Source organism: Mycobacterium sp. URHB0044 (assembly GCF_000620625.1).
Taxonomy (GTDB): domain Bacteria; phylum Actinomycetota; class Actinomycetes; order Mycobacteriales; family Mycobacteriaceae; genus Mycobacterium.
Genome location: NZ_JIAW01000006.1, coordinates 242174 through 261911 on the forward strand (window position 1 = coordinate 242174; position 19738 = coordinate 261911).

Annotated in this window: 18 protein-coding genes, 1 tRNA gene and 2 pseudogenes; 10 read left to right on the forward strand and 11 right to left on the reverse strand. The window is 64.4% G+C overall.

Annotated features, from left to right (window positions below):
• Nucleotides 1-41 precede the first annotated feature (41 nt).
• From N536_RS0115090 to N536_RS0115105, 4 genes are read right to left on the reverse strand one after another with little or no spacing between them, the layout of a single operon-like run.
• Nucleotides 42-1310 (reverse strand): Rieske 2Fe-2S domain-containing protein, encoded by a 1269-nt coding sequence (locus N536_RS0115090; protein WP_029114371.1) that lies wholly within the window; start codon nt 1308-1310, stop codon nt 42-44.
• Nucleotides 1307-2122, reverse strand: coding sequence for an enoyl-CoA hydratase/isomerase family protein (locus N536_RS0115095; RefSeq protein ID WP_051574511.1), 816 nt, complete (start codon nt 2120-2122; stop codon nt 1307-1309). Before N536_RS0115095 ends, N536_RS0115090 begins: the two co-directional genes overlap by 4 nt.
• Complete coding sequence (locus N536_RS0115100; RefSeq protein ID WP_369798427.1) at nt 2119-2910, reverse strand: enoyl-CoA hydratase/isomerase family protein; 792 nt, start codon at nt 2908-2910, stop codon at nt 2119-2121. Before N536_RS0115100 ends, N536_RS0115095 begins: the two co-directional genes overlap by 4 nt.
• 5 nt (nt 2911-2915) lie before the next feature.
• The gene (locus tag N536_RS0115105; RefSeq protein WP_036436536.1) at nt 2916-3689 is read right to left on the reverse strand and encodes an enoyl-CoA hydratase/isomerase family protein; all 774 of its coding nucleotides are present in this window, start codon (nt 3687-3689) and stop codon (nt 2916-2918) included.
• Nucleotides 3690-4025: 336 nt separating this feature from the next.
• On the opposite strand from N536_RS0115105, the gene N536_RS0115110 reads away from it, so the two are divergent.
• Both N536_RS0115110 and N536_RS38515 read left to right on the forward strand, forming a co-directional pair.
• Nucleotides 4026-5006: an MBL fold metallo-hydrolase gene (locus tag N536_RS0115110; RefSeq protein WP_231514533.1), complete on the forward strand. Its 981-nt coding sequence runs from the start codon at nt 4026-4028 to the stop codon at nt 5004-5006.
• 70 nt (nt 5007-5076) lie between these two features.
• Nucleotides 5077-5616 (forward strand): hypothetical protein, encoded by a 540-nt coding sequence (locus tag N536_RS38515; RefSeq protein WP_051574512.1) that lies wholly within the window; start codon nt 5077-5079, stop codon nt 5614-5616.
• 271 nt (nt 5617-5887) lie between these two features.
• Here the strand turns inward: N536_RS38515 and N536_RS43005 are convergent, their stop codons facing one another.
• Nucleotides 5888-6598 (reverse strand): hypothetical protein, encoded by a 711-nt coding sequence (locus N536_RS43005; RefSeq protein ID WP_231514534.1) that lies wholly within the window; start codon nt 6596-6598, stop codon nt 5888-5890.
• 16 nt (nt 6599-6614) lie between these two features.
• On the opposite strand from N536_RS43005, the gene N536_RS0115120 reads away from it, so the two are divergent.
• Together N536_RS0115120 and N536_RS0115125 are read left to right on the forward strand one after the other, a co-directional pair.
• A complete protein-coding gene (locus N536_RS0115120; RefSeq protein ID WP_231514535.1) occupies nt 6615-8045 on the forward strand; it encodes a DUF4185 domain-containing protein in 1431 nt (476 codons plus the stop codon).
• Nucleotides 8045-8548 carry a hypothetical protein gene (locus N536_RS0115125; protein ID WP_231514536.1) on the forward strand — a complete coding sequence of 168 codons (504 nt, stop codon included), beginning with the start codon at nt 8045-8047 and terminating at the stop codon, nt 8546-8548. The genes N536_RS0115120 and N536_RS0115125 overlap by 1 nt, the downstream gene beginning before the upstream one ends.
• Before the next feature lie 17 nt (nt 8549-8565).
• Here the strand turns inward: N536_RS0115125 and N536_RS0115130 are convergent, their stop codons facing one another.
• A complete protein-coding gene (locus N536_RS0115130; protein ID WP_231514537.1) occupies nt 8566-8784 on the reverse strand; it encodes a hypothetical protein in 219 nt (72 codons plus the stop codon).
• Between the two features lie 1127 nt (nt 8785-9911).
• On the opposite strand from N536_RS0115130, the pseudogene N536_RS43435 reads away from it, so the two are divergent.
• A pseudogene (locus tag N536_RS43435) lies at nt 9912-10895 on the forward strand (PE family protein); the annotation flags it as partial.
• Between the two features lie 69 nt (nt 10896-10964).
• On the opposite strand, the gene N536_RS0115140 reads toward N536_RS43435, so the two are convergent.
• Nucleotides 10965-12479, reverse strand: coding sequence for an MFS transporter (locus N536_RS0115140; RefSeq protein WP_029114379.1), 1515 nt, complete (start codon nt 12477-12479; stop codon nt 10965-10967).
• Nucleotides 12480-12594: 115 nt separating this feature from the next.
• A complete protein-coding gene (locus N536_RS0115145; protein ID WP_029114380.1) occupies nt 12595-13008 on the reverse strand; it encodes a hypothetical protein in 414 nt (137 codons plus the stop codon).
• 556 nt (nt 13009-13564) lie between these two features.
• Here N536_RS0115145 and N536_RS42210 point away from each other — a divergent pair.
• From N536_RS42210 to N536_RS41085, 5 genes are all read left to right on the forward strand, one after another.
• Nucleotides 13565-13846: a hypothetical protein gene (locus N536_RS42210; RefSeq protein WP_155948603.1), complete on the forward strand. Its 282-nt coding sequence runs from the start codon at nt 13565-13567 to the stop codon at nt 13844-13846.
• 161 nt (nt 13847-14007) lie between these two features.
• Nucleotides 14008-15342 (forward strand): AAA family ATPase, encoded by a 1335-nt coding sequence (locus tag N536_RS38525; RefSeq protein WP_036436447.1) that lies wholly within the window; start codon nt 14008-14010, stop codon nt 15340-15342.
• Between the two features lie 87 nt (nt 15343-15429).
• Entirely contained in the window at nt 15430-15819 is a 390-nt protein-coding gene (locus N536_RS0115160; RefSeq protein WP_051574514.1) for a hypothetical protein, read from the forward strand.
• Between the two features lie 330 nt (nt 15820-16149).
• Complete coding sequence (locus N536_RS0115165; RefSeq protein WP_029114383.1) at nt 16150-16812, forward strand: hypothetical protein; 663 nt, start codon at nt 16150-16152, stop codon at nt 16810-16812.
• Nucleotides 16809-17921 (forward strand): ImmA/IrrE family metallo-endopeptidase, encoded by a 1113-nt coding sequence (locus tag N536_RS41085; protein WP_029114384.1) that lies wholly within the window; start codon nt 16809-16811, stop codon nt 17919-17921. The genes N536_RS0115165 and N536_RS41085 overlap by 4 nt, the downstream gene beginning before the upstream one ends.
• Here N536_RS41085 and N536_RS43545 read toward each other — a convergent pair.
• The 3 genes and pseudogenes from N536_RS43545 to N536_RS0115185 all read right to left on the reverse strand — a co-directional run.
• Nucleotides 17896-18162, reverse strand: a pseudogene (locus N536_RS43545) (site-specific integrase); the annotation flags it as partial. The gene N536_RS41085 and the pseudogene N536_RS43545 sit on opposite strands and share 26 nt — an antisense overlap.
• Nucleotides 18163-18582: 420 nt before the next feature.
• Entirely contained in the window at nt 18583-19470 is an 888-nt protein-coding gene (locus N536_RS0115180; protein ID WP_029114386.1) for a restriction endonuclease, read from the reverse strand.
• Nucleotides 19471-19606: 136 nt separating this feature from the next.
• A tRNA-Leu gene (locus N536_RS0115185) sits at nt 19607-19680 on the reverse strand.
• Nucleotides 19681-19738 lie beyond the last annotated feature (58 nt).

A 19738-nucleotide genomic window follows, 5' to 3' on the forward strand; every position in this document is an offset into this window, starting at 1 on the left:
GATGGCGCCGGTCTGGATGGCGCCGGTCTGGATGGCGTTGGTCACGGTGCCTCCATCAACGTTGCGTAGTGCGACCAGAAGCCGCGCATACCGGTCTCGTCGGTGGCCGATCCGATGGTGAATCCGTTGTCGTCGATGCGCTCCCGGTGCAATCCCCGTCGGACGTCCAGCCATTCGGGCTGCAGCGACTCGATGCCGAGCTGGTTGCGCTCGTACATCTCGGTGTCGTCGGCCAGCAACATGCCCGCCGGACCCACGGAGCCGACGCACTGGGAGACCATCCGCTTGTTCAGTTCCGGTGCACCCGCGAGTTGGACCGCCGTCGAGTATTGGACGCACTGGTTGACCGACACGGGCTGGATGTTGAACACCTGAATCTCGGCGATGAAGAGGTTGGGGAAGATCATCACGTGCGGCGCCCCCTCGATCAGGATCTGATCGGCGGCCTCACCGTGACGTTCTCGCATTGCCGAGACGTAGTTCGGTACTCGTTGTTCCGTGGTGCCGAACCACCGCATCGGTTCGGCGAACTTGCGGAACTCCGGGCGTAGGTCGTTCTCACTGTGTCCGTTGCCGAGATTTCTGGTGACTGCCGTGGACGCGTCGCTGTACAGCGGTCCGATCGTGCTTCCGGTGACGCCGAAGATCGAGCCGTGCACGAATTGCGGGTGGTAGCCGTCGGTTTCGTTCTCCGCCAGCAGCTTCCAGTTGGCGCCCGTCTCGTGTTGCAACCACCCTGCGGTCAGGTCGACTCGTCCCTCCGGGGAAAGGCGCACCAGACGGTCGATCTCGCCAGCGGCCGCTCCGAGGTGCTCCCGCAGTGTGGGCCCCTCTTCGGCGAAGCTGCCGAAGACGAATCCCTCGTAGGAGTCGACGCGGGGAACCCGGCCCATCGCCAGATCGAGTTTGCGGCCGTTGTATCCCTTGAAGAAGGGGAAGCCGATGAGTTCGCCGGTGTTGCGGTAGGTCCAGCCGTGGTAGGGGCAGCGGAACGTCGAAGAGTTGCCCTTGGCGTCGTCGCAGACTTGGTTACCGCGGTGCGCACACCGATTCAGCAGCAGGTTCACCCCGCCGTCGCGATCGCGGGTCATGATGACGTCCTGCAGGCCGAGCTTCTTGCGCACGTAGTCGCCCGGTTGTGCCACTTCGCTTTCGTGGCCGACGAATACCCATGTGCGGTACCAAATCTTCTGCAGCTCATCGGCGAAGATGGCGGGATCCGTGTAGAGCGAGCCGTGTACCTTGTCGGGTTTGATCAAGGGTGCGACCCGGCTGGCGGGCGGGTTGACCGTGGTGGTTTCCGTAGTCACTGGGGGATTCCTTCCTGGGGGCCGAAGACGGGGCGACGCTTCTCGCGAAACGCGGCGATGCCTTCGGCGAAGTCGTCGCTGCCGAAGAGTGCGGCCTGATGGGCGGCTTCACGGTCGAGCACGTTGAATGGCGACAAGCCGGGCGCCACCGCGAGGAGAGACTTGATCACGGCGTGCGCCTGCGCCGGGCCCGCAGCGAGCCGGGTGGCGTCCGCGAGAGCCGTCTCGAAGGCCTTCCCCGGCTCGGCAAGCGCGTCGACGAGACCGATGCCGAGCGCCTCCTCGGCGGGAATCGGCTTGGGTAACAACAGCATCTGCCGTGTCCGGGCGACGCCGATGCGCGCGGGCAAGGAGGCATACGCACCCATGTCGCCGGCCAGCCCGACCGACGTGAACGTCGTGGCGAACCGTGCGTCGCGTGCGGCGACGACGCGGTCACAGGCGGCGGCCAGTGCGGTGCCGGCGCCGAAGGCCGCACCCTCGACGGCCGCGATCACCGGCTTCTCTGTGCTCCAGATCGCCCGAATCACGCGCTGCGCCAGCTGCGCCCGCTCGAGCGCTTCCTGCGGTGCCATCCGCTCCATCGAGCCGATGTCGCCTCCGGAGCAGAAGGCCTTACCTGCCCCCGTCAGCACGATGGCACGCACCGCTGAATCGCGGTCTGCGGCTTCGATCGCGTCGGCGAGTGCCAATCGCAGCGGGATGTCGATGGCGTTGAGTTTGTCGGGGCGATTCAGCGTCACCACCGCGACCGCGCCGACCTTCTCGGTGAGCACTGGGCGGGACCGGAATTGCTGCGGTGACGCCGTCATCGCTGAAACCTCGGCGGTCGCCGCTCGATGACCGCCCGCAGCCCTTCGAGCGCATCGTCGGTGCCGGAGAGCTCGGAGACCGTCCGGGCCTCCTCGGCCAGACGCTGTTCCACGGATGCCCCGATGCCGCTCCACACCAGACGCTTGGTCGCCGACAACGCTTGCGTGGGCAGCTCGGCGAGTTGCGTGGCGAGCTCCTCCGCGCGAGCCTGGAGTTCGTCGTCCCCCACGACCTCGGTGACGAGACCGATGCGGAGTGCCTCGGCGGCGGTGAGCGTCGGATTGGTCAACACGATCCGCAGTGCCTGCCGCAGGCCGACCAACTGGGTGAGCGTGACCGACACTCCGCCGTCGGGAGCCATGCCGACGCGGACGGCGCCGGAGAAGAACTTCGCCGATTCCGCGGCGATCACGATGTCGGAGGCGCACACCAGGCCGAGGCCGCCACCGCCTGCCGCGAAGCCTTGGACCGCGGTCACCACGGGGACTCGCAACTGGATCAACGCCGCCGATGCGAGCTGCAGCCAGGCCGTTGCCTCCCTGAGGTAGTCCGGCAGCCCGGCGCCCTTGGACTCGAACGTGTGGATGTCGCCGCCGGCGCAGAAGTTGCGCCCTTCGCCGGTCAACAAGACGACGCGGACTCGTGGATCCGCGTGACAGGTGAGCACCGCTTCGTGGAGGGCCTTGAGCAACTCCACGTTCAACCCGTTGGAGACCTCGGGCCGGCTGAGCCGCAGGCGGGCGATACCACCGTCCACGTCGAGCGTGACGGGCGCCGTCGAACCAATCGTCGTCACCGAACTCCTCCTCGTTGGTTGAAGGCGGACGCACCGTTGCGCCCCGCACCCTCGCTGATGTGGCTCACGACCGCGTCGAGTTCATCGTCGAGACCCGCGGCGAGGGGCTGCCGCGTCCCATTGGTCACCAATCGCTTGATGGTGGTCAGCGCGCTGCGGTCGCGGCCCGCCATCGCCGATGTGAATCGTTCTGTAGCAGCGTCGAATTCAGCAGGTGGAAAGCTGCGGTAGGCCAAACCGAGTTGGACTGCTTCGGTGCCGGAGATCCGGTCGCCACTGAGGAGCACGGCCATCGCCTGCTGTCGGCCGATCAGGCGCGGCAACCGCTGGGTACTTCCGCCGCCGGGGATCATGCCGAAGCGGATGTGGTTGTCGGCGATCCGCGCGTCGTCGCTGACGAGCACGATGTCGGCCGCCTGCATCAGTTCGAAGCCGCCAGCCGCGGCCACCCCTTGCACGGCGACGATCACCGGCACGTCGACATCGGTGATGACATCACATGCTCGCCGGAAGGCCGTGAACAACGTCTTCAGCGCGGCGGGCCCTGCCGCGCGCAGTCGTTCCACCTCGGCGAAATCACCGCCGGCGCAGAAGTTTCCTCCCGCGCCGCGAATCTCGATGACGTTCACCGCCGGGTCGGCACCCAGGGCCGTGAGCGCACGCTCGAGCTCGACACTCAGCTCGACGGTGATCGCGTTCAGCTGGTCCGGCCGGTCGAGGGTGATCCGACCGATGCCCGCACTGGTGCTGACCCGCAGTGGTGCAGACATGGACAACACTTACTCCGACCGTGTTCGTGGACTGTTTCTAATCAATATTAAACTACAACGTCGGCCGTTTCAACCAACCGGAGATGCGGTCGGCTTCCATGGCTGACCACGGACTTCACCGCCGCACACCGCAGACGGGTGGTTCAGTGCGTTGGGTTGCCGTCGAGAAGGGGGCCCGAAGCGCCCTGCGGAGATGTCGTTTCTAGTTCCACGTCAAACGGTGCTGCACCCTCGACTGGTTTTTATACTATGTTAAATTGCGCAAGGTCAGCCCGGAGTCGAAGGGAGCGTCGGATTCTGAATCGTCTTTCGGCCACGGGTCTCGAAGTGGACCAGGTGTCCGCACACGTGGTACGAATCCCGCTGCCGCTGCCCTTGGCGGATCTGCGCGTCGTGAACGTCTATGCCGTCCTGGGCAACGACGGCGTGACGTTGGTGGACTCCGGCTGGGCGGACGAGCCAAGCGAATCCGTTCTCCTCGAGGCGCTGCGCGGACTCGGCTTCGGCCCCGGTGACGTGCGACGCATCCTGGTCACCCACGCCCACTGGGACCACTTCTCGCGCGCCATCATGTGGCAGCGGCGCTATGGCACCACGGTGTTCTTGGGCCGCCAGGAGCGCCACACCATCGCGGCGTTCGACGAGCTCGACGGTGCGTACCCGATGCAGGCGCGACTGTTGCGCAGGGCGGGGGCACCCGAACTCGCGCAGACGATCGCCGATCTGGAGCTCGAACCGTTCGAACGGGACGTGCCCTTCGGGCCACCCGATGTCTGGCTCGACGACGGTGACGAGATCGATTGCGGCGGAACGCTCCTCGTCGCTCGGGCGACGCCCGGTCACACGCGGGGCCACATGGTCTACGAGGACCGGAGTGCGGGCCTGACGTTCACCGGTGATCACATCCTGCCCCGCATCACGCCGTCGATCGCGTTGGAGCGGATGCCGGAAGAGCTTCCGCTGCGGTCGTATCTCGCCTCGCTTCGACTGTTCCTCGACTTGCCGGATGCATCGATGTTGCCTGCACACGGCGCGGTCACTCCGAGCGTGAAGGCGCGGGCCGAGGAATTGCTCGACCACCACCGGGACCGTCTCGACGTGGTTACCGCCCTGGTGGCGAAGGGGTCGTCCACGGCGTACGACGTGTCACGCCAGATGTTGTGGACGCGGCACGAACGGACCATCGACGAGCTCGGTGCCGTACACGGCATGACGGCGATCCTCGAAGTTGCCGCCCATCTCGACCTGTTGGTGGCCCGCGGTGTGCTGACCAGCGAATCGCTGGGGCCGGTCAGTCACTACGCAGCCGCGGCGTAAGCGGCGCGCCGTCAACCGTTAGTCCTGCTAGCATCCCGGTGTCTCACATCCCCGGGCGAAGGAGGGCCGAGTGGCCCGCACACTGGCATTGTCAGTGCTCGCCGTCGCGGCCGCGATGACATGGATGGCGCCGGCGGCCACGGCGGATCCGGGAACCACCGTCTTCGCCATCGGCAAGTGCTTCGACCCAGGCCAGCCCCCACTGCAACGACCCGACCGATTCGCGTACAACTGCGACGACACCGGCGTGATGGAAGACATGACGTGGACGTCGTGGGACGCCGAAGGTGCACAGGGCATCGGCACGGACAAGTCGATCGAGTGTCAGCCGAACTGCGCGCAGGGCCCGCTTCTCACCAACCCCATTCTCGTCCACGCGTGGAATCCGTTGCCGCCAAACACGGCTGGCTGTCCGCCCGACGTTCAGTTCTACTCCGACATGACCATCGCCTACCCAAATGGTGTGCCGCCCTGGATCAAACCCGGGACATCGTGGACGGACGGGACCGATTTCGTGACCGTTGACGGCCTGCCCGCCGTGCACTTCTCCGACTTGCAGCCGGACTGTCGAGCGGTGCAGTTCGTGCCTCCGAGGCCCGCTCTCGCCTGACGCAGGACGCGTTGCGTGAGTTCGTGAGCGCGTCCGCACCATGGGCCCGTTCTTCGGCAATTTTGACGTCGTACCCCGCCGTTTGACTGCCCACAATACATTCGCCAGAACAATACGATTGCGAATGCAATAGCATTACATTCTGAATCATAACCACTCTGATCAGCATTGATCATGCAACTGCCGATACGTGCGACCATTCAAGATCATTTGCTGACTTTCGACGAAACGCTAACGAAGAATCGAACGCAGTGGGACGATCGCTCTACCTCTACGGAAGCCCGGGGTGTCCGACTAGAGCGTGAATATCGAAGTCGGGGCTTTCCATGGGGGCAATGATGGGTGCAAGTGCATACGTAGGTCGTGTCGGAGCTTTGGCGGTCGCGTTGGGGGTGGGCATCGCGGTGGCCGCCGGCCAAGGGGTGGCGTCGGCCGACACCCCGGATCCGAGTTCGCCATCGGCAGCGTCGACGACCGATACCTCGACCGAAGCGCCGTCGGGGACCTCTGGTTCGACGCAGCCAGCGACGCAACCGTCGAACTCGGCGCCGGCATCCGGCATCACGTCCAGGGGCACCGTGAGCGCCCCGTCTGGCGTGGCGGTCAGCACCGGAGGGGCACAACTCAGCGGCACCACGGTGCACGACGACGACCAGACCGCATCCGAGGAACTGGACGACGAGACCGTTGCGCCGAGTGCTTCGTCGGCACCGGCTCCGTCGTCTGAATCGCGGACCAGGAAGCTGTCCAACCGGAATGAGACCCCGCCGACTCTGGCTTCGGTGAGCCGCAGTTCGGTGTCACCAACCCCAGCGCGCCCGGCGGCCGCCGTAACCGACACGGTCGCAACCGCGAAACTCGCTGCGAAGGACGTCGCGGATACGGTCATCCACCGGGTAGCGGACGCCGTGGTGTCGATGGCCGTCGCCGAGCCGGCTCCCGTGAAAGCCGCAGCACCGGTCGCGATGACCGCCGCTGCCACCGAACCCTCCGCGCCGGTGACTGCGCCCGTGCAAACTCTGCTGTCGAACGTGTTGGCCGCCTTCGGATTCGGCCCGCTCGCCACGAATACGCCATTCATTCCCGTCCCGTTCCCGGGAGCGTTGGCGCTCTTGGCCTTTGGGGCACGCCGTGAATTCGAGCAGAATGTGTCCAGCCTGGGCGCGACCTCGACCACGAGTAGTACGCCGGTGGCCACCGCGGCGTTCGCGGCCGCCCCCACCGCAGCCGTCACGGTGCCGGTGACCACGCGCATCGGCTGGGTGACGGGCCCCAACGGCGTGAACGACACGGCCCGGCGGTTCGGCATCGCGGGTACCGACGTTGGGACCATGTGGGACAACGGGATCACCGCAGACAACCCGGCCACGACGATCGTCGAGCAGCGCGAAGTTCTCATGGCGTTCGGCGACACGTTCAGCGGTCCCGCCATGACTGGCGCATGGCGGATGAACACGCTCTTCCGCAGTCCTGACGTTGTGCTGTCGGACGGATTGTTCGTACCGACTGGCGTCGTACATGATCCGGGCGCCTACAGCGGCTCACCGATGACGTACCCGAACTTCTCCAGGGAGATCATCGGCAACTACCACTACGGCACCTCCCCCGAGGTGACGATGATCCCGACCGCCGGGATCGCCGTTCCGGGGGCGGGCGTGAACGGCGCGACGCGGCAATACATCAACTTCATGGCCGTGAAGTCCTGGGATACGCCGGGCCGGTGGACGACGAACTACTCGGCGATCGCGTACTCGGACGACAACGGCCAGAACTGGACCGTGGTGCCGCCGTCATCCGTCCGCGCGGCCCGGTGGGGTAGCGCAACCGTGCCCTACGTGCCGGGCAACGAGAACTTTCAGCAGGGCGCCTTCGTCAAGCCACCGGCCGGTTCTTCGGATGCCGCTGCGGGCTGGGTCTATTCGTACGGCACTCCCGCGGGACGCGGCGGCACGGTGTACGTGTCGCGGGTCAACCAGTATCAGATTCTCGACCAGACCAAGTATCAGTACTGGAATGGCACGACGTGGGTTGCCAACAGGCCGTCCGCCGCCACGCCGATCCTCCCGGGCACGAAGACGAGCGGGTTCTTCGGGTGGGGCGCCACCACGACCTACCCCAGCGTCAGCGAGATGTCGGTGCAGTACAACCCGTACTTGAAGCAGTACGTCATGCTCTACGCCGACCAGAACAACAACGTCGTGATGCGGACGTCGACTACGCCGCAGGGCACCTGGTCGGCGCCGAAGACGCTGGTGACCTCTGCGCAGTATCCCGGTCTGTATGCGCCGATGATCCATCCGTGGTCGGGAACGAGTCAGTTGAGAAAGGCCGACGGCACTCCGGAGGATCCGCAGTATCTTTACTGGAATCTGTCGCAGTGGAATGAGTACAACGTGGCGTTGATGCGCACCGACCTGAGCAGGGTGTAGTGCCGGGGACCATCCAGAACATCGGCATGGCCGTGACGACGGTCGTCGCGGTCGCGACGCTCGGGGTGCCAGCGTCTGCCTACGCGGATCCCGTTGTACCGCAGGCTGATAGCCCGTGTTCGGAGCAGCTTGCCGGGACGCTCACCAAGCTGCCCGACGGAACGACCGTCCTGCAGTGCCAGGCCGTGGCGGGCGCTCATCGATGGTCCACGTACGCCAGTCCCTATCCGAACACCGACACGTGGCTGAGCTACGGTCCCGGCTTGAGGCTGCACGGTCAAGGCAAGCGCAACCCGGAGATCATGTCGGGCCGCTGGGTTGGCTCGCCGCTGGACTCGGACGGCCAGTGCAGCGCAGAGCAGTCGGCGGTCGTCAGTGCCGGCGAGGTCGGTCCGCCCCAGCTGTCGAGGGGCCAGCCAGGACAACCGCTCGAATTCGAGGTGTTGCCACTGGTTTTCGACATCGCGCTAACGGGCGACTGCGTTTGGCAGAAGGTGGAGTAACCGTCGAGCTGAACCGGTTACTTGGACTTGGCCGACGCCTTGCCGCCCTTGCGACCGGCAGCCTTCTTCTGTGCGGTGTTTCCACCACTGCCGCTGCCACTGCTGCGCCTGCTTTGACTGCTGCCCGAGCTCTTGCCGCCTTTACTGGAGGATTCGGGCGAGTTCGAGATCGCCGCGGCCCGGGACTTGCTCATTCCCTTCTTGCGCAAGCCCTCGTACTGCTTGTCGTTCTTCACACTTGAACCATGATCCTTTGTCATCACGCCTCCTCGGTCGTGTTCGTTCCGAGTACCCATCTTCAGGTGGAGGACACCTGGCGGGGAGGGCGCGCGCGTGGCCTCGCCGCACGGTCCTTGGGCGCAGCTGCCAACGGGAAACTCTGGGCTGACGGTTATCTACGCAACCGTTGATAATGGCGTCGGCAGCAGCGATTCACACAAATAGAAGTTTGCTACACGTTATAGATATGATACGTGTTCACGACCCCGATGACGTCGCGAGACGACTTCATTAGAGACGCAAGGACGCCGCGCGGGCGTGCCCCCCTACTCGGGCTGCGCACATCGACGGCAAAGTGTGAACACGTGGAAACAGCAGCGCGAGCGTCGAAACGTGCTGCAGAGCAGCGATAATACGAACTCCGCAGGTGATCGTAGTTTGCGATCGTTCCAAGCGGCGTCTTCGTCGTGGTGATTATTCGATCGGCGAAGGATAGAAACCGTCTTTCCCATACGTCAATTTAAAGGCAACCCCGACCCCCTTTTTCCGCGTTGACGGATGCGGCGAATATGAGTGTGCTGGCCGGTCCGAATTTCGGCTCTTGACTGGCCAGTCAGGCGACCATACATTGTTTGCTGTTGGATTGTTACCAATATCACAGCAAGACCTGCTAGAGCGGGCCGGGCACATCTAGTCGAGGGGCTGCAGCATGGGAAAACATCGCAAGACAACGCGGATATCGGCTCGTCAGTACGCAGCGACGGGCGTGGGCGGAGCCGCCATGATCGGCGTCGGCGTACTGCTGGCCGCTCCTCCGGGCGCACCGTCGCCGGCCCAAGCCTCCCCCGCGGTTCAGCTGATGAACACCGAGTCTGCATTGGCGCCCCAATCCCCGGCCTTTTGGTGGCTGGGTGACGGCGACGGCAGCCTGATCGGGAACAGCGTCACCCCGAACGCGCTTCTCAGTGCACTCACTCCCAGCCCGCTGCTCGCTCCAGTCAACGGCTTCAACATCTTCAATCCCATCGGTGCGGGCGGCTGGCTGATCGGCGACGGCATCGACGCCCAGGCGGGCTGTGTGGGAGATGCGTGCAACGGCGGCAACGCGGGATTGTTGTTCGGCACCGGCGGTGACGGGTTCAACGGCGGCCGCGGTGGCGCCGGCGGATGGTTCTTCGGCACCGGCGGCGCCGGCGGGCAAGGCGTCACCGGTACCGCTGGCGACACTGCCGGCGAAGCGGGCGGCAAGGGTGGCCAAGGCGGCGTCGGCGGCGCCGGCGGGTTCTTCTTCGGCACCGGCGGAGTCGGCGGCAAGGGCGGGACCGGCGGCGACGGGTTCACCAACGGTGGAGTGGATCCAGGCGGCATCGGCGGCGCCGGCGGAGATGCGGGAGCCGGCGGCGGCGGCGGGTTCTTCTTCGGCAGCGCCGGCGGAACGGGCAACGGCGGCACCGGCGGCGATGGCGGCCAGGGCTCCAACTTCGACAACGCCATCGGCGGCACCGGCGCTGCTGGTGGCGCCGGAGGTGCGGGCGAGGTCGGCGGCACCGGCGGCTCGGGTGGCCAAGGCGGCACCGGTGGCGGCGGCTTCGGCGGCGGCACCGGCGGCTCCGGCGGCCAGGGCGGCACCGGCACCACGACCGGCGGCGCCGGTGGCGTGGGCGGCCAAGGCGGGACTGGCGACAGCAACACCTCTGCCGGCGGCGACGGTGCCGTCGGCGGCACCGGCGGCACCGGCGGGAAGGGCGGCACAGGCGCCACCGGTGGCGACGGCGGTCTCGGAGGCGGCGGCGGGACCGGCGGCGAGGGCGGCACCGGTGCGGGCTCCACCGGCGGCGATGGCGGCACCGGCGGCCAAGGCGGCCAGGGCGGAATCGGCACCAATGGCGCAGGCGGCGACGGCGCTACGGGCGGTACCGGCGGCACCGGCGGCTCCACCGGTGCCGGCGGGGCCGGTGGCAACGGCGGCACGGGCGGCGGGGGCGGCGACGGAGGCCCTGGCAGCAGCGGCAACACCCCCGGCACCGGCGCCAACACCGGCACCAACCCCGGCAACAACCACAACGGCGCCGAGGGCGGCGCCGGCGGTGCGGGCGGTGCAGGCGGCGGAGGCGCCCCCGGCGCCTGACTCCGGTACTCGCGATGGATCGAGCCGCACTCTGACCCTCAGTCAGGGTGCGGCTCGACCGCGAAATACTCAGGGCGACCGAGGAAGCTGCGCGCCCTCGGCGCGGACCGAGCCCCGTCGCTTGGCAACGCCGGCGGCGGCCAGCGGGGTGGCGACGTCCTCGAGCGATCTGCCTTCGGCATCGACGGCGAGGAACCACGCCACCAGACCGCCAATGACCATCACGGCGGCACCGAGCAGGTAGCCCAGGAACAGTCGGAACGGTTGGGAGCCGTCGCCGATGAGCGCTCCGTAGATGACCGGCCCCAGGGCGCCGAAGCATTGCGCGATCGCGAAGAAGACGGCGATGGCCTTGGCCCTCACCTCGAGCGGGAAGATCTCGCTCACGGTCAGGTACGCCGAGCTGGCGCCCGCCGAGGCGAAGTAGAAGACGATGCACCACGCGATGGTCTGGGTGATGGCGTTCAGCACCCCGGCGTTGAAGAGCACGGCGCTGATGGCCAGCAGGATCCCGGACAGGATGTAGGTGCCGGCGATCATCTTCCTGCGGCCGATCGTGTCGAAGAAGTGACCGATGGTCAGTGGCCCGGCGAGGTTGCCGACGGCGAACGCGATCAGATACAGCGGCGTCGCCTCCGAGGCGACGCCATAGAACTTGCCCAACACCAGCGTGTAGGTGAAGAAGATCGCGTTGTAGAGGAACGACTGGCTGATCATCATGACGGCGCCCAGAATCGACCGACTTGGGTAGTCCCGGAACAGCACTCGGGTCAGCGCGATGTAGCCGATCTTCTCGGTGGGCCGCAGTTCGATGGCCTTGCTCTCGTCGACGCGGGGCAGTGCGACGCCGCTGGCCTCCACCTCCTCCTCGATGAAGGCGATCGACTGTTCGGCGGCTTCTTCGCGTCCGTTCATGACCTGCCAACGCGGGCTCTCCGGGAGGTTTCGACGTACCACCAGGATCACCAGACCCAGCACGGGGCCGATCAGGAAGGCGAGCCGCCAACCCAGGCTCAGGTCGATGACCCTCAGGAAGAGGAATGTCCCCAACGTTCCGAGAACCGCTCCCGCCCAATAGGTTCCGTTGATGGCGATGTCGACGCGGCCCCGGAATCGCGCCGGGATGAGTTCGTCGATCGCCGAGTTGATGGCCGCGTACTCGCCGCCGATGCCCATGCCGGCGATGAACCGGGTGACGTAGAGGAAGGCCAACCAGCCGGCGCCGTTGCCCAGGGTCAGCGCCGTCAGGCCACTGCCGGCGAGATACACGCCCAGCGTGACCATGAACAGGTTGCGTCGGCCCAGCTTGTCGGACAGGCGCCCGAAGAACAGTGCGCCGACGACCTCGCCTGCCAGGTACACCGTGGCCAGGAGTCCTACTGCGGCCGACGACAATCCGAGCGTCTCGGGCTGTGTCAGCGTCTCGGCGACGGCGCTGGCGACGGTGATCTCGAGTCCGTCGAGGATCCAGGCCACCCCGAGCGCCACGACCATTCGCGTGTGAAACGCCGACCAGGGCAGTCGGTCGATGCGGGCTGGAATCAGACTGCGGATGGCACCTTCGGTGTCGGTTGGGCTCGCCATGTTCGCCTCCTTGCGCACGGGCCTGTAGGCAATCGGGATTTCCCGGCGAGGTGTGGTTGGAAACACCGAACGACGAGCAAATACGCGGCCGCAAGATACGCGATGAAAGGGCTAACTACCGCTTCTTTGCCGGTGCCACCTTCGGCTTCACGTTGCGGTGCTCGTTGCAGCGCCAGCAGTCATAGGACGAGTCGGCTTCCGGGATGTCGTTCTCGGCGCCGCAGCGTGGACACACGAACCGCTGGCGTCCGGGAGCGGCCTTCCGCTTCACCTCCGGTGCAGGTGTCGGCAGCACCAACGGGTCCATCGCACCGTGGGGAGCGATCAGCGCGAAGCCGACGCCGAACGGGCCGAGGAAGAAGAACGTGGCGAAGAACCACCCAACGCCGTTGCGGCCCTTGTTCTCCGCGATGAGCGCCGCCACGACTGCAGGCAGAAGCCACACGAAGACGATCAGCAGCAGGACGAACAGCACCGGACCCAAGAAGATGATGGGATTCCAGTTGTCGTCGGCGGCCAGTAGTTCCATTCCCCCAGTACCTCCCCGTTGACGCGCTCGGGGCAATCTTTCCAGCGCGAAGGTGGTCAGAACATCCGAACCGTGGGGAAGTACCCGATTCTTCGTACTCGTGATCTGCGCCGGTCGCCGCCGCCGTGATCGCTCTCTGCTGGGCGGCGGTGATATTGGCCGCTCCGATTGCCAGCACCGTTCTGCTGGGCAACGGGCTCGACATCGAGGTGCTACCTCGACAACACCAGCAATCAGATGAATGCGTGACGATGGGCTCGGTGCCCACGGTGCACGGCGGCTACGGCGTCGACCCTGCACGTGATGATCAACCGGAAATCAAGCCGAATACCCCTACCACTGCATCAACGGCCAGACCGCGAGCTGGGGTCTCGGGACCGACCCCAACGCGACGTTCACGTTGGGGTTCAGGCCTGTCGCAAGAAGGACCTCGAAGGCGACTGATGCACGGCGTATTCGGACTACATCTACCCCGCCGCCACAGCCGGTGAAGTGTCCGTCCTACTCGCCTACTCCAACCGTTCCGGCCGGCCAAAAGTGTGCTCCGGCTCCGGAAGTGACCCAGACGGCGACACCGGGGGCGCCGCTCGGTGGCGGTACCCCAGCACTGCCTCCCCCGGCAGGGCACACCGTGCTCGAGGATGCGCAGCTATATGACGTGCCTGGCGGCGAGGGCACCGTGATCGGTGAGCTCAAGAAGGGTGACGCGGTCACGCTGAACGGCCCGTGCCCGATCAAGCTCGCCGACCCCGGTGACCCGAACAACGGCTGGTGCAAAGTCACCGACACCACACTGAAGCTGGCGGGTGCGGTGTGGGGAGACGCGATTTCGAAGTAGGGACGTACTCGCGTTGAGCCGCCAGCCCTCGCGTTGCCTTGGGACAATTTGTGCCCGGTCGAAAGCACGGCTGCGCGAGTGCGGAGCGATCGTTGAAAGTTGGCAGGCGGGTACAGTGCGGTCAGGCCAAGAATGCGACCCTGCTTCGATAGGCTCGCAACATGCTAGCCCCCGCAAAGGACGGCCGCACGTCCCAGGCTGAGTTAACGGAGCTTCGGCTTCGTTCATTCAAGAGCGTGCGCGATGCAATTATCCCCATCAACTCATTGACACTGATAGTGGGGCGAAACGGCTCCGGTAAGTCAAATGTGCTTGATGGCCTCACTGTGCTGTCTGCGCTCGCCGAAGGCGGTGACTTGAGGGATGCTTTAGATGGTGGGCGAGGCGGGCCGGTAGTAAGGGGCGGGTCTGAGGGCTGCGCTCCGCTTGGGGCGTCCACCTTCGAGGTCGGATGCACTGCGACCTATGAGGGCAGTGAGTACTTTCTGGACCTTGAGGTACAAGTTAAGCCCACAGTTCAGATTAGATCCGAGCGATTATGGGCGGTGCGCACCTCCGGAAATAAGAGAGGTGAGCCCATCGAGTACCTCAAGTCGGATCCGCCGGATCAGTACTCGGCTGACATTGCCGTCCGGTGGCATAACAACCAAAGAGGCGTGAATCCGGCTGTGGCGATGAGAGCAACTCAGCTCCTTATTTCTCAGGCTGCCACGCGGGTACCCGCGACCACTCAAGCGGGACGAAAAGTGCAGGAAGTGGCTGCCGTAATGCTGTCCGCGATCTCCGGCATCTTCATACTCGATCCGGTACCGCACCAGATGCGCGAGTATGTGCCGGAGCGCGATTTCGTGCTGCGACGAAATGCGGACAATCTCTCAGCAGTCTTGAGGCGACTTGCATCTGAGCCCGATGCCAGCGACGTCCTGCTATCGGTGACTCGATACCTCCTAGAGGCGCAGGTGTCGAATCTCGCGTCCGTCTCCAGTGAACTCGGCGACGTAATGGTGACCATAGAGGAGAAGATCGGCGGTGCAACTCAACCTGTTTCGGCTCGACTGATGAGTGATGGAACATTGCGTTTCTTGGCAATCATCGCCGCGCTGCTCGATTCGCCGGTCCGTTCGCCAAGTGAGATCCCGAGCGGCAGGGTCTTGGTGGCAGAGGAACTCGAGAACGGCTTACACCCTTCGCAAGCTGCGCTTCTGCTGGGGCGACTGAAAAGCACCGCGTTCGAGCGGGATATCCGTACAGTCGCAACGACTCATAGCCCGGCCATCCTGGATGCACTCAACGGTGACGACCATCGCTCGGTCATGGTGTCAACGCGGGACAGCGAGGGGTGGAGTCGAGTCGACCGACTCACGGACTTGCCAGGTTATTTCGAGGTAGTCGGTCGAACGTCTCTGGGCGACAGTGCCGTCCAAGACAGACTCAGACCGCAGACCGTAGACCGTGCCAAGACCCAGGCGACGCTCGATACGATCTTCGGATCCTAGATGGAAGGCCCTAGAGTCCTTTTCGTCGACACCAGCGTGCTTTGCAACCTATTGCGTGTGCCGGGACGATGCGAACGCGCTGCAGAGATGCAGAGCATTTTCCGCGACCTCCTAAGCGAGGGTGTTGGTTTCGTCCTGCCGATCACCAGCGTCATTGAGACTGGAAACTTCATACAACAGTGCACCGATGATCGACATGCCGCAGCGACCCGGTTCCGAGAGGCGTTGCAGGCCGCCGCTACGTCAAGCCCTCCGTGGATAGTCCATAACTTGGACTGGGATGAAAAGTTCCTCGCCGCGCTTGTCGCCGGTGATTCAACCGGGTCCACGTTGGTCGAGCATTTCACAAATAAGCTGCTCGGCGCTGGCGATCTCTCAATCCTCGTTGAGCGGGACATGTACGCCGCCAAACGAGCTGTGGCTTCCGTGGAGATTTGGACGATCGACGAAAAGTTGGATGCCTACCGCCGTGACTAGGTGCCCACGTCGTTCACGTGTGCGCCAGTCGCCGAGCGGCCTGATGGCGGTTCTTGTCGGATCACGAGCGACGGGACTCGCGTGGGAACGCCTGCCACCCAACGGGCTGACGCGCCCGCACGATTCGATCTCTCTGATCAGCTCGCCCGACCCCAGCGGCTGCACGCAACACGGCTGTTCGCTGCGGGCCGAGGCGCGAGCTATCAAGTAGCGACCTGAATTGACAGAAATTCGAACGCGTGCGACGTGCCCACCGCAGTAATGTCCACTTTCTCGACCACGATCGTGGTACGGTTTTTGGACATCGACTCCCGAGTGAGAGAAGCTGCTGTGGCCGAGTACCAGCTGGTGCATCCTGAAAACGCTGACGACCGCCTTGCGGAGTTCGACCTGACGGTGGCCGAGGTCCATGACCATGTGGTCCGCGCCGGGCTGCAGGCTGCCGGTGGAGTAAGTCCACTGGCACCTCCCGGCGCCGCTGGCCGCCACGCTCACGATGGATACGTGGCCGGCCTGCGTGAGCTGCTCGTCCCACGCGGTTGGGAGATCGTGCAGCAGGACATGGTGGCCCGAACGGTGCACCGTGAACGACAGCTTGCGATCCTCATCTCCGGTGGAAACGAGTTCACGGCCTTGCCCGACGGGGCCAACTACTTGACGTCTGCGTGGCCCAAGGGGAATTGCGCGCTCGCCGGTGCCATTCTTCCGCACCAGGATGGCTTCGAGGCAGTCGATGCCTCCGGCTTCAACTGGGCCTCCGACGCACTGGATGATCCCGAGTGGGTTGTGTGGTATCTCCTGCACCACCACACGGAGACCGAGGTGCGGCTTGAGCTAAGTGCTCCGACTCGCCTCGATGATCGCGACTTTCCGCGCGGCTGGACGAACCGGATCATCCTGCCGCCTTACGTCCTTGGACAGGTACATGTCAATGACGATCAGGACGATGACGACACCGGTGGCGAGCCCAACGTCCCAGTCATCCCGCGATGACATCGCGCGAATTCGTACCGTCGCGGTTGGAATTCGCACGAAAGCGCCGCGGGATACCTCGTACCAAGCTCGCAGAACAGGTCGCCCTTGCGCCGAAGACCATCCAGCGGTGGGAATCCGGCAATGGTGAGCCTGACGACGAGCAAGTGGCGGCGCTCGCCCAACAACTGCGTGTTCTGCCGACGTTCTTCTACGCCTACGAAATCGACCAACTACCCAACGCAGCAGTGAGTTTCAGAGCGCTGTCCAAGATGTCCGCCTCCGAGCGCGACGCGGCAACCGCTGCCGGTCGCCTTGGCGTAGAGATAATCCGCTGGATCGAAAGCAAGTTCAAGCTTCCTGATCACGATGTTCCTAGCCTCACTGGATGGTCGCCTGAACTAGCTGCCGACGCGGTACGGGAGCGGTGGGGACTTGGTAGCGGACCGTTGAAACATCTCGTAGCTACCTGTGAGCTTCACGGCATTCGCGTTTTAGCCGTTGCGCCCGATTACCGGAGCGTTGATGCATTCAGCTTCTATGACGCGGGAACACCATTCGTGTTCTTGAACACTTCAAAAACGGCGGAAAGAATGCGATTCGATTTGGCACACGAATTGGGCCATCTCGCGCTACACGGTGAACACGAGTGTCCACAGGGCCGCACAGCGGAGCAAGAAGCAAACGACTTCGCAAGCGCATTCTTAATGCCGCGCGAGAGCGTGCTTGCCGCCCGTCTCGTCAGCGCCACCGTCGATGATGTCATCCGAGCGAAGTCGCGGTGGCAAGTGTCGGCCATGGCCCTTGCACGGCGCCTAGACGCGCTGGGGCTCATTACCGATTGGGTGTATCGCTCGATCTGCATTGAGTTGAGCAAGCGAGGCTTTCGCAGTAGCGAGCCTGGTTCTGAGCTAGTGCCAGAGTCATCTCAAGTGTTGAAGAAGGTGCTGACTGCACTGCGCGCCGACGGCATATCGACGCGGAAAATTGCCGCTCAGTTTGGACTTCCACTCGCGGAGTTGAACAGTTATCTGTCTGGGTTGGCCGTCGTCGCGGAAGACGGCGCAGGTAGCGGCGGCGTTGCTTTAAGGCCGAAGCTAGAGGTCATCCGAGGCGGTGGCTACGGCTAACCCCATCGGCACGCCATCGTAGCGGCACGACGTTGCTCGCGGTCTCGCCTCCGCATACCGGGGCGGGAGTCTCTGGCAGGGTGTTGAGTGCGCCGCCGTCCTACTCGACGATGTAGTCACCGTAAGTGTCGAGCGTGAGCGTGAAGGTGCTGTGTCCCAGCCACTTTGATATCTACATGAAGTGGGTGTCCGCTGAAAGTTGGAGGACTGCGAAGTTATGCCGTAGGCCGTGAAGGCGGACGCCTCGGGTCGCGGGGTTACCTGGGTGAGCAGGTTCGTTAGAGCCTGCGCCTTCCTACAGAGGACCCGCGCGGTCCGACATGATGAATTTTGCGTCTCTTGTATTTCCCTCGCGACTCAAGCTATCTTTAGCGCGTGTTGTAGCTCTCTCGACGCTCCCGTGGACACTCCGCAGGTGGAGTGTGTCCGGGGTCAGGCGAAGGAGAGGGAGCAAGTGACAACACTTCTGGGGATTATCTTTCTTATTAGTACGATTGTGCTGGCAGCGAGCCGCACGCTCGCTATTGCCATCGCTATCAAGGGTGCTGACTCGCGGCATCGCGCAGACATATTGCGCGGTCTTGCAGACTGCATGCGGTGGTGGAAGAGGTGAGAGCGGCGTCCAGGGCATCGCCCCCATCCCGGATGGGAAGGGATACGCCTACTTCGGTTCCAACGAACCGAAATAGTCAGTTTCAACCTTTATTTCCTCCACGACCCGCTTGGTGGTGGTAACGCCGATGGCGTTGTCCTTCAACAGATCGCACAGCCGGTCACCGTCGATCAAGTCGATGGGCGGCGCGCCGTCACGCTTTGATTCCTCTCGGGCATCGCTAGTGAAGCTGCCCGTGGTTATCAACAGACCTTTGTCGCCCCGCCCCGCCATTGCGCCTCGGAAGTCTCTGACTGCTCCCGACCCAACACTGCCTTTGTAGCGCTTGCATTGAAAGAAGACTGGGAAGGTCAGCAGATTCATTTGGTAAATGCCGAGACCGTCAATGCCGCCGTCGCCCGACTTCCCCGTCACCTTGACACTGGAGAATCCCGACTCCCGCAGAAGCCTTTGTGCAAGTCGTTCGAAAGCGACTGGCGACATCGCGAGGAGCGTGCTCAGCAATTCGTCCTTCCACTTCTCCTCAGCTTTTGCCTCGACCTGGTCAAGCTCGCTGCCGACCTCAGATCCGCCGCCTCCGTTCCGCTTCTTACCCCCCTTGCTTGCCTTTTTACGATCCGCCGCGAACGCGGCGCGTAGCGGCCCAAGGCTCTCCTGAGTTGCAACCTGCCCCTCGGGCGTCACCGACCAAACGCCCCGCGCGCTATTGGCGAAGAGGCCCATTCCCTTCAGGTACGTCCGCGCCCACGCAAGCCTGTTCTGGACTACTGTCTGCGGCCCACCACTAAGCAGCACGCTCTGCTGCTCAGGTGTCAGTCCCTCAAGTGCGATGACCGCAGCATCTAACTCAGCGATTGATGCTGAGCCGCCGAGTTCAATCGCGGCCTGGAGCGTCGGCCAAAGCAGGTCAGAGTACGCAGGAACCGTCACAGTCACCGTTCGAGCATGTCAGACCCCTGCGACAGTTAGCTAGCGAGTTGACCTCCCTGCCGCGATCCGGGCGCGCGCCGGGGCGAACAAGTTGCGAGCCGATCCAGTACGGTACTAAAACGCATCTACCAGGCTTATCCTGTGCCCCCAGTGAGATTCGAACTCACACTTGGCGGATTTTAAGTCCGCTGCCTCTGCCGATTGGGCTATGGGGGCCGTCGCGGCCTAGAGCACCCTATCGCTCGCCTTGCCGCGCTTCGCGGGCCTCGCGATG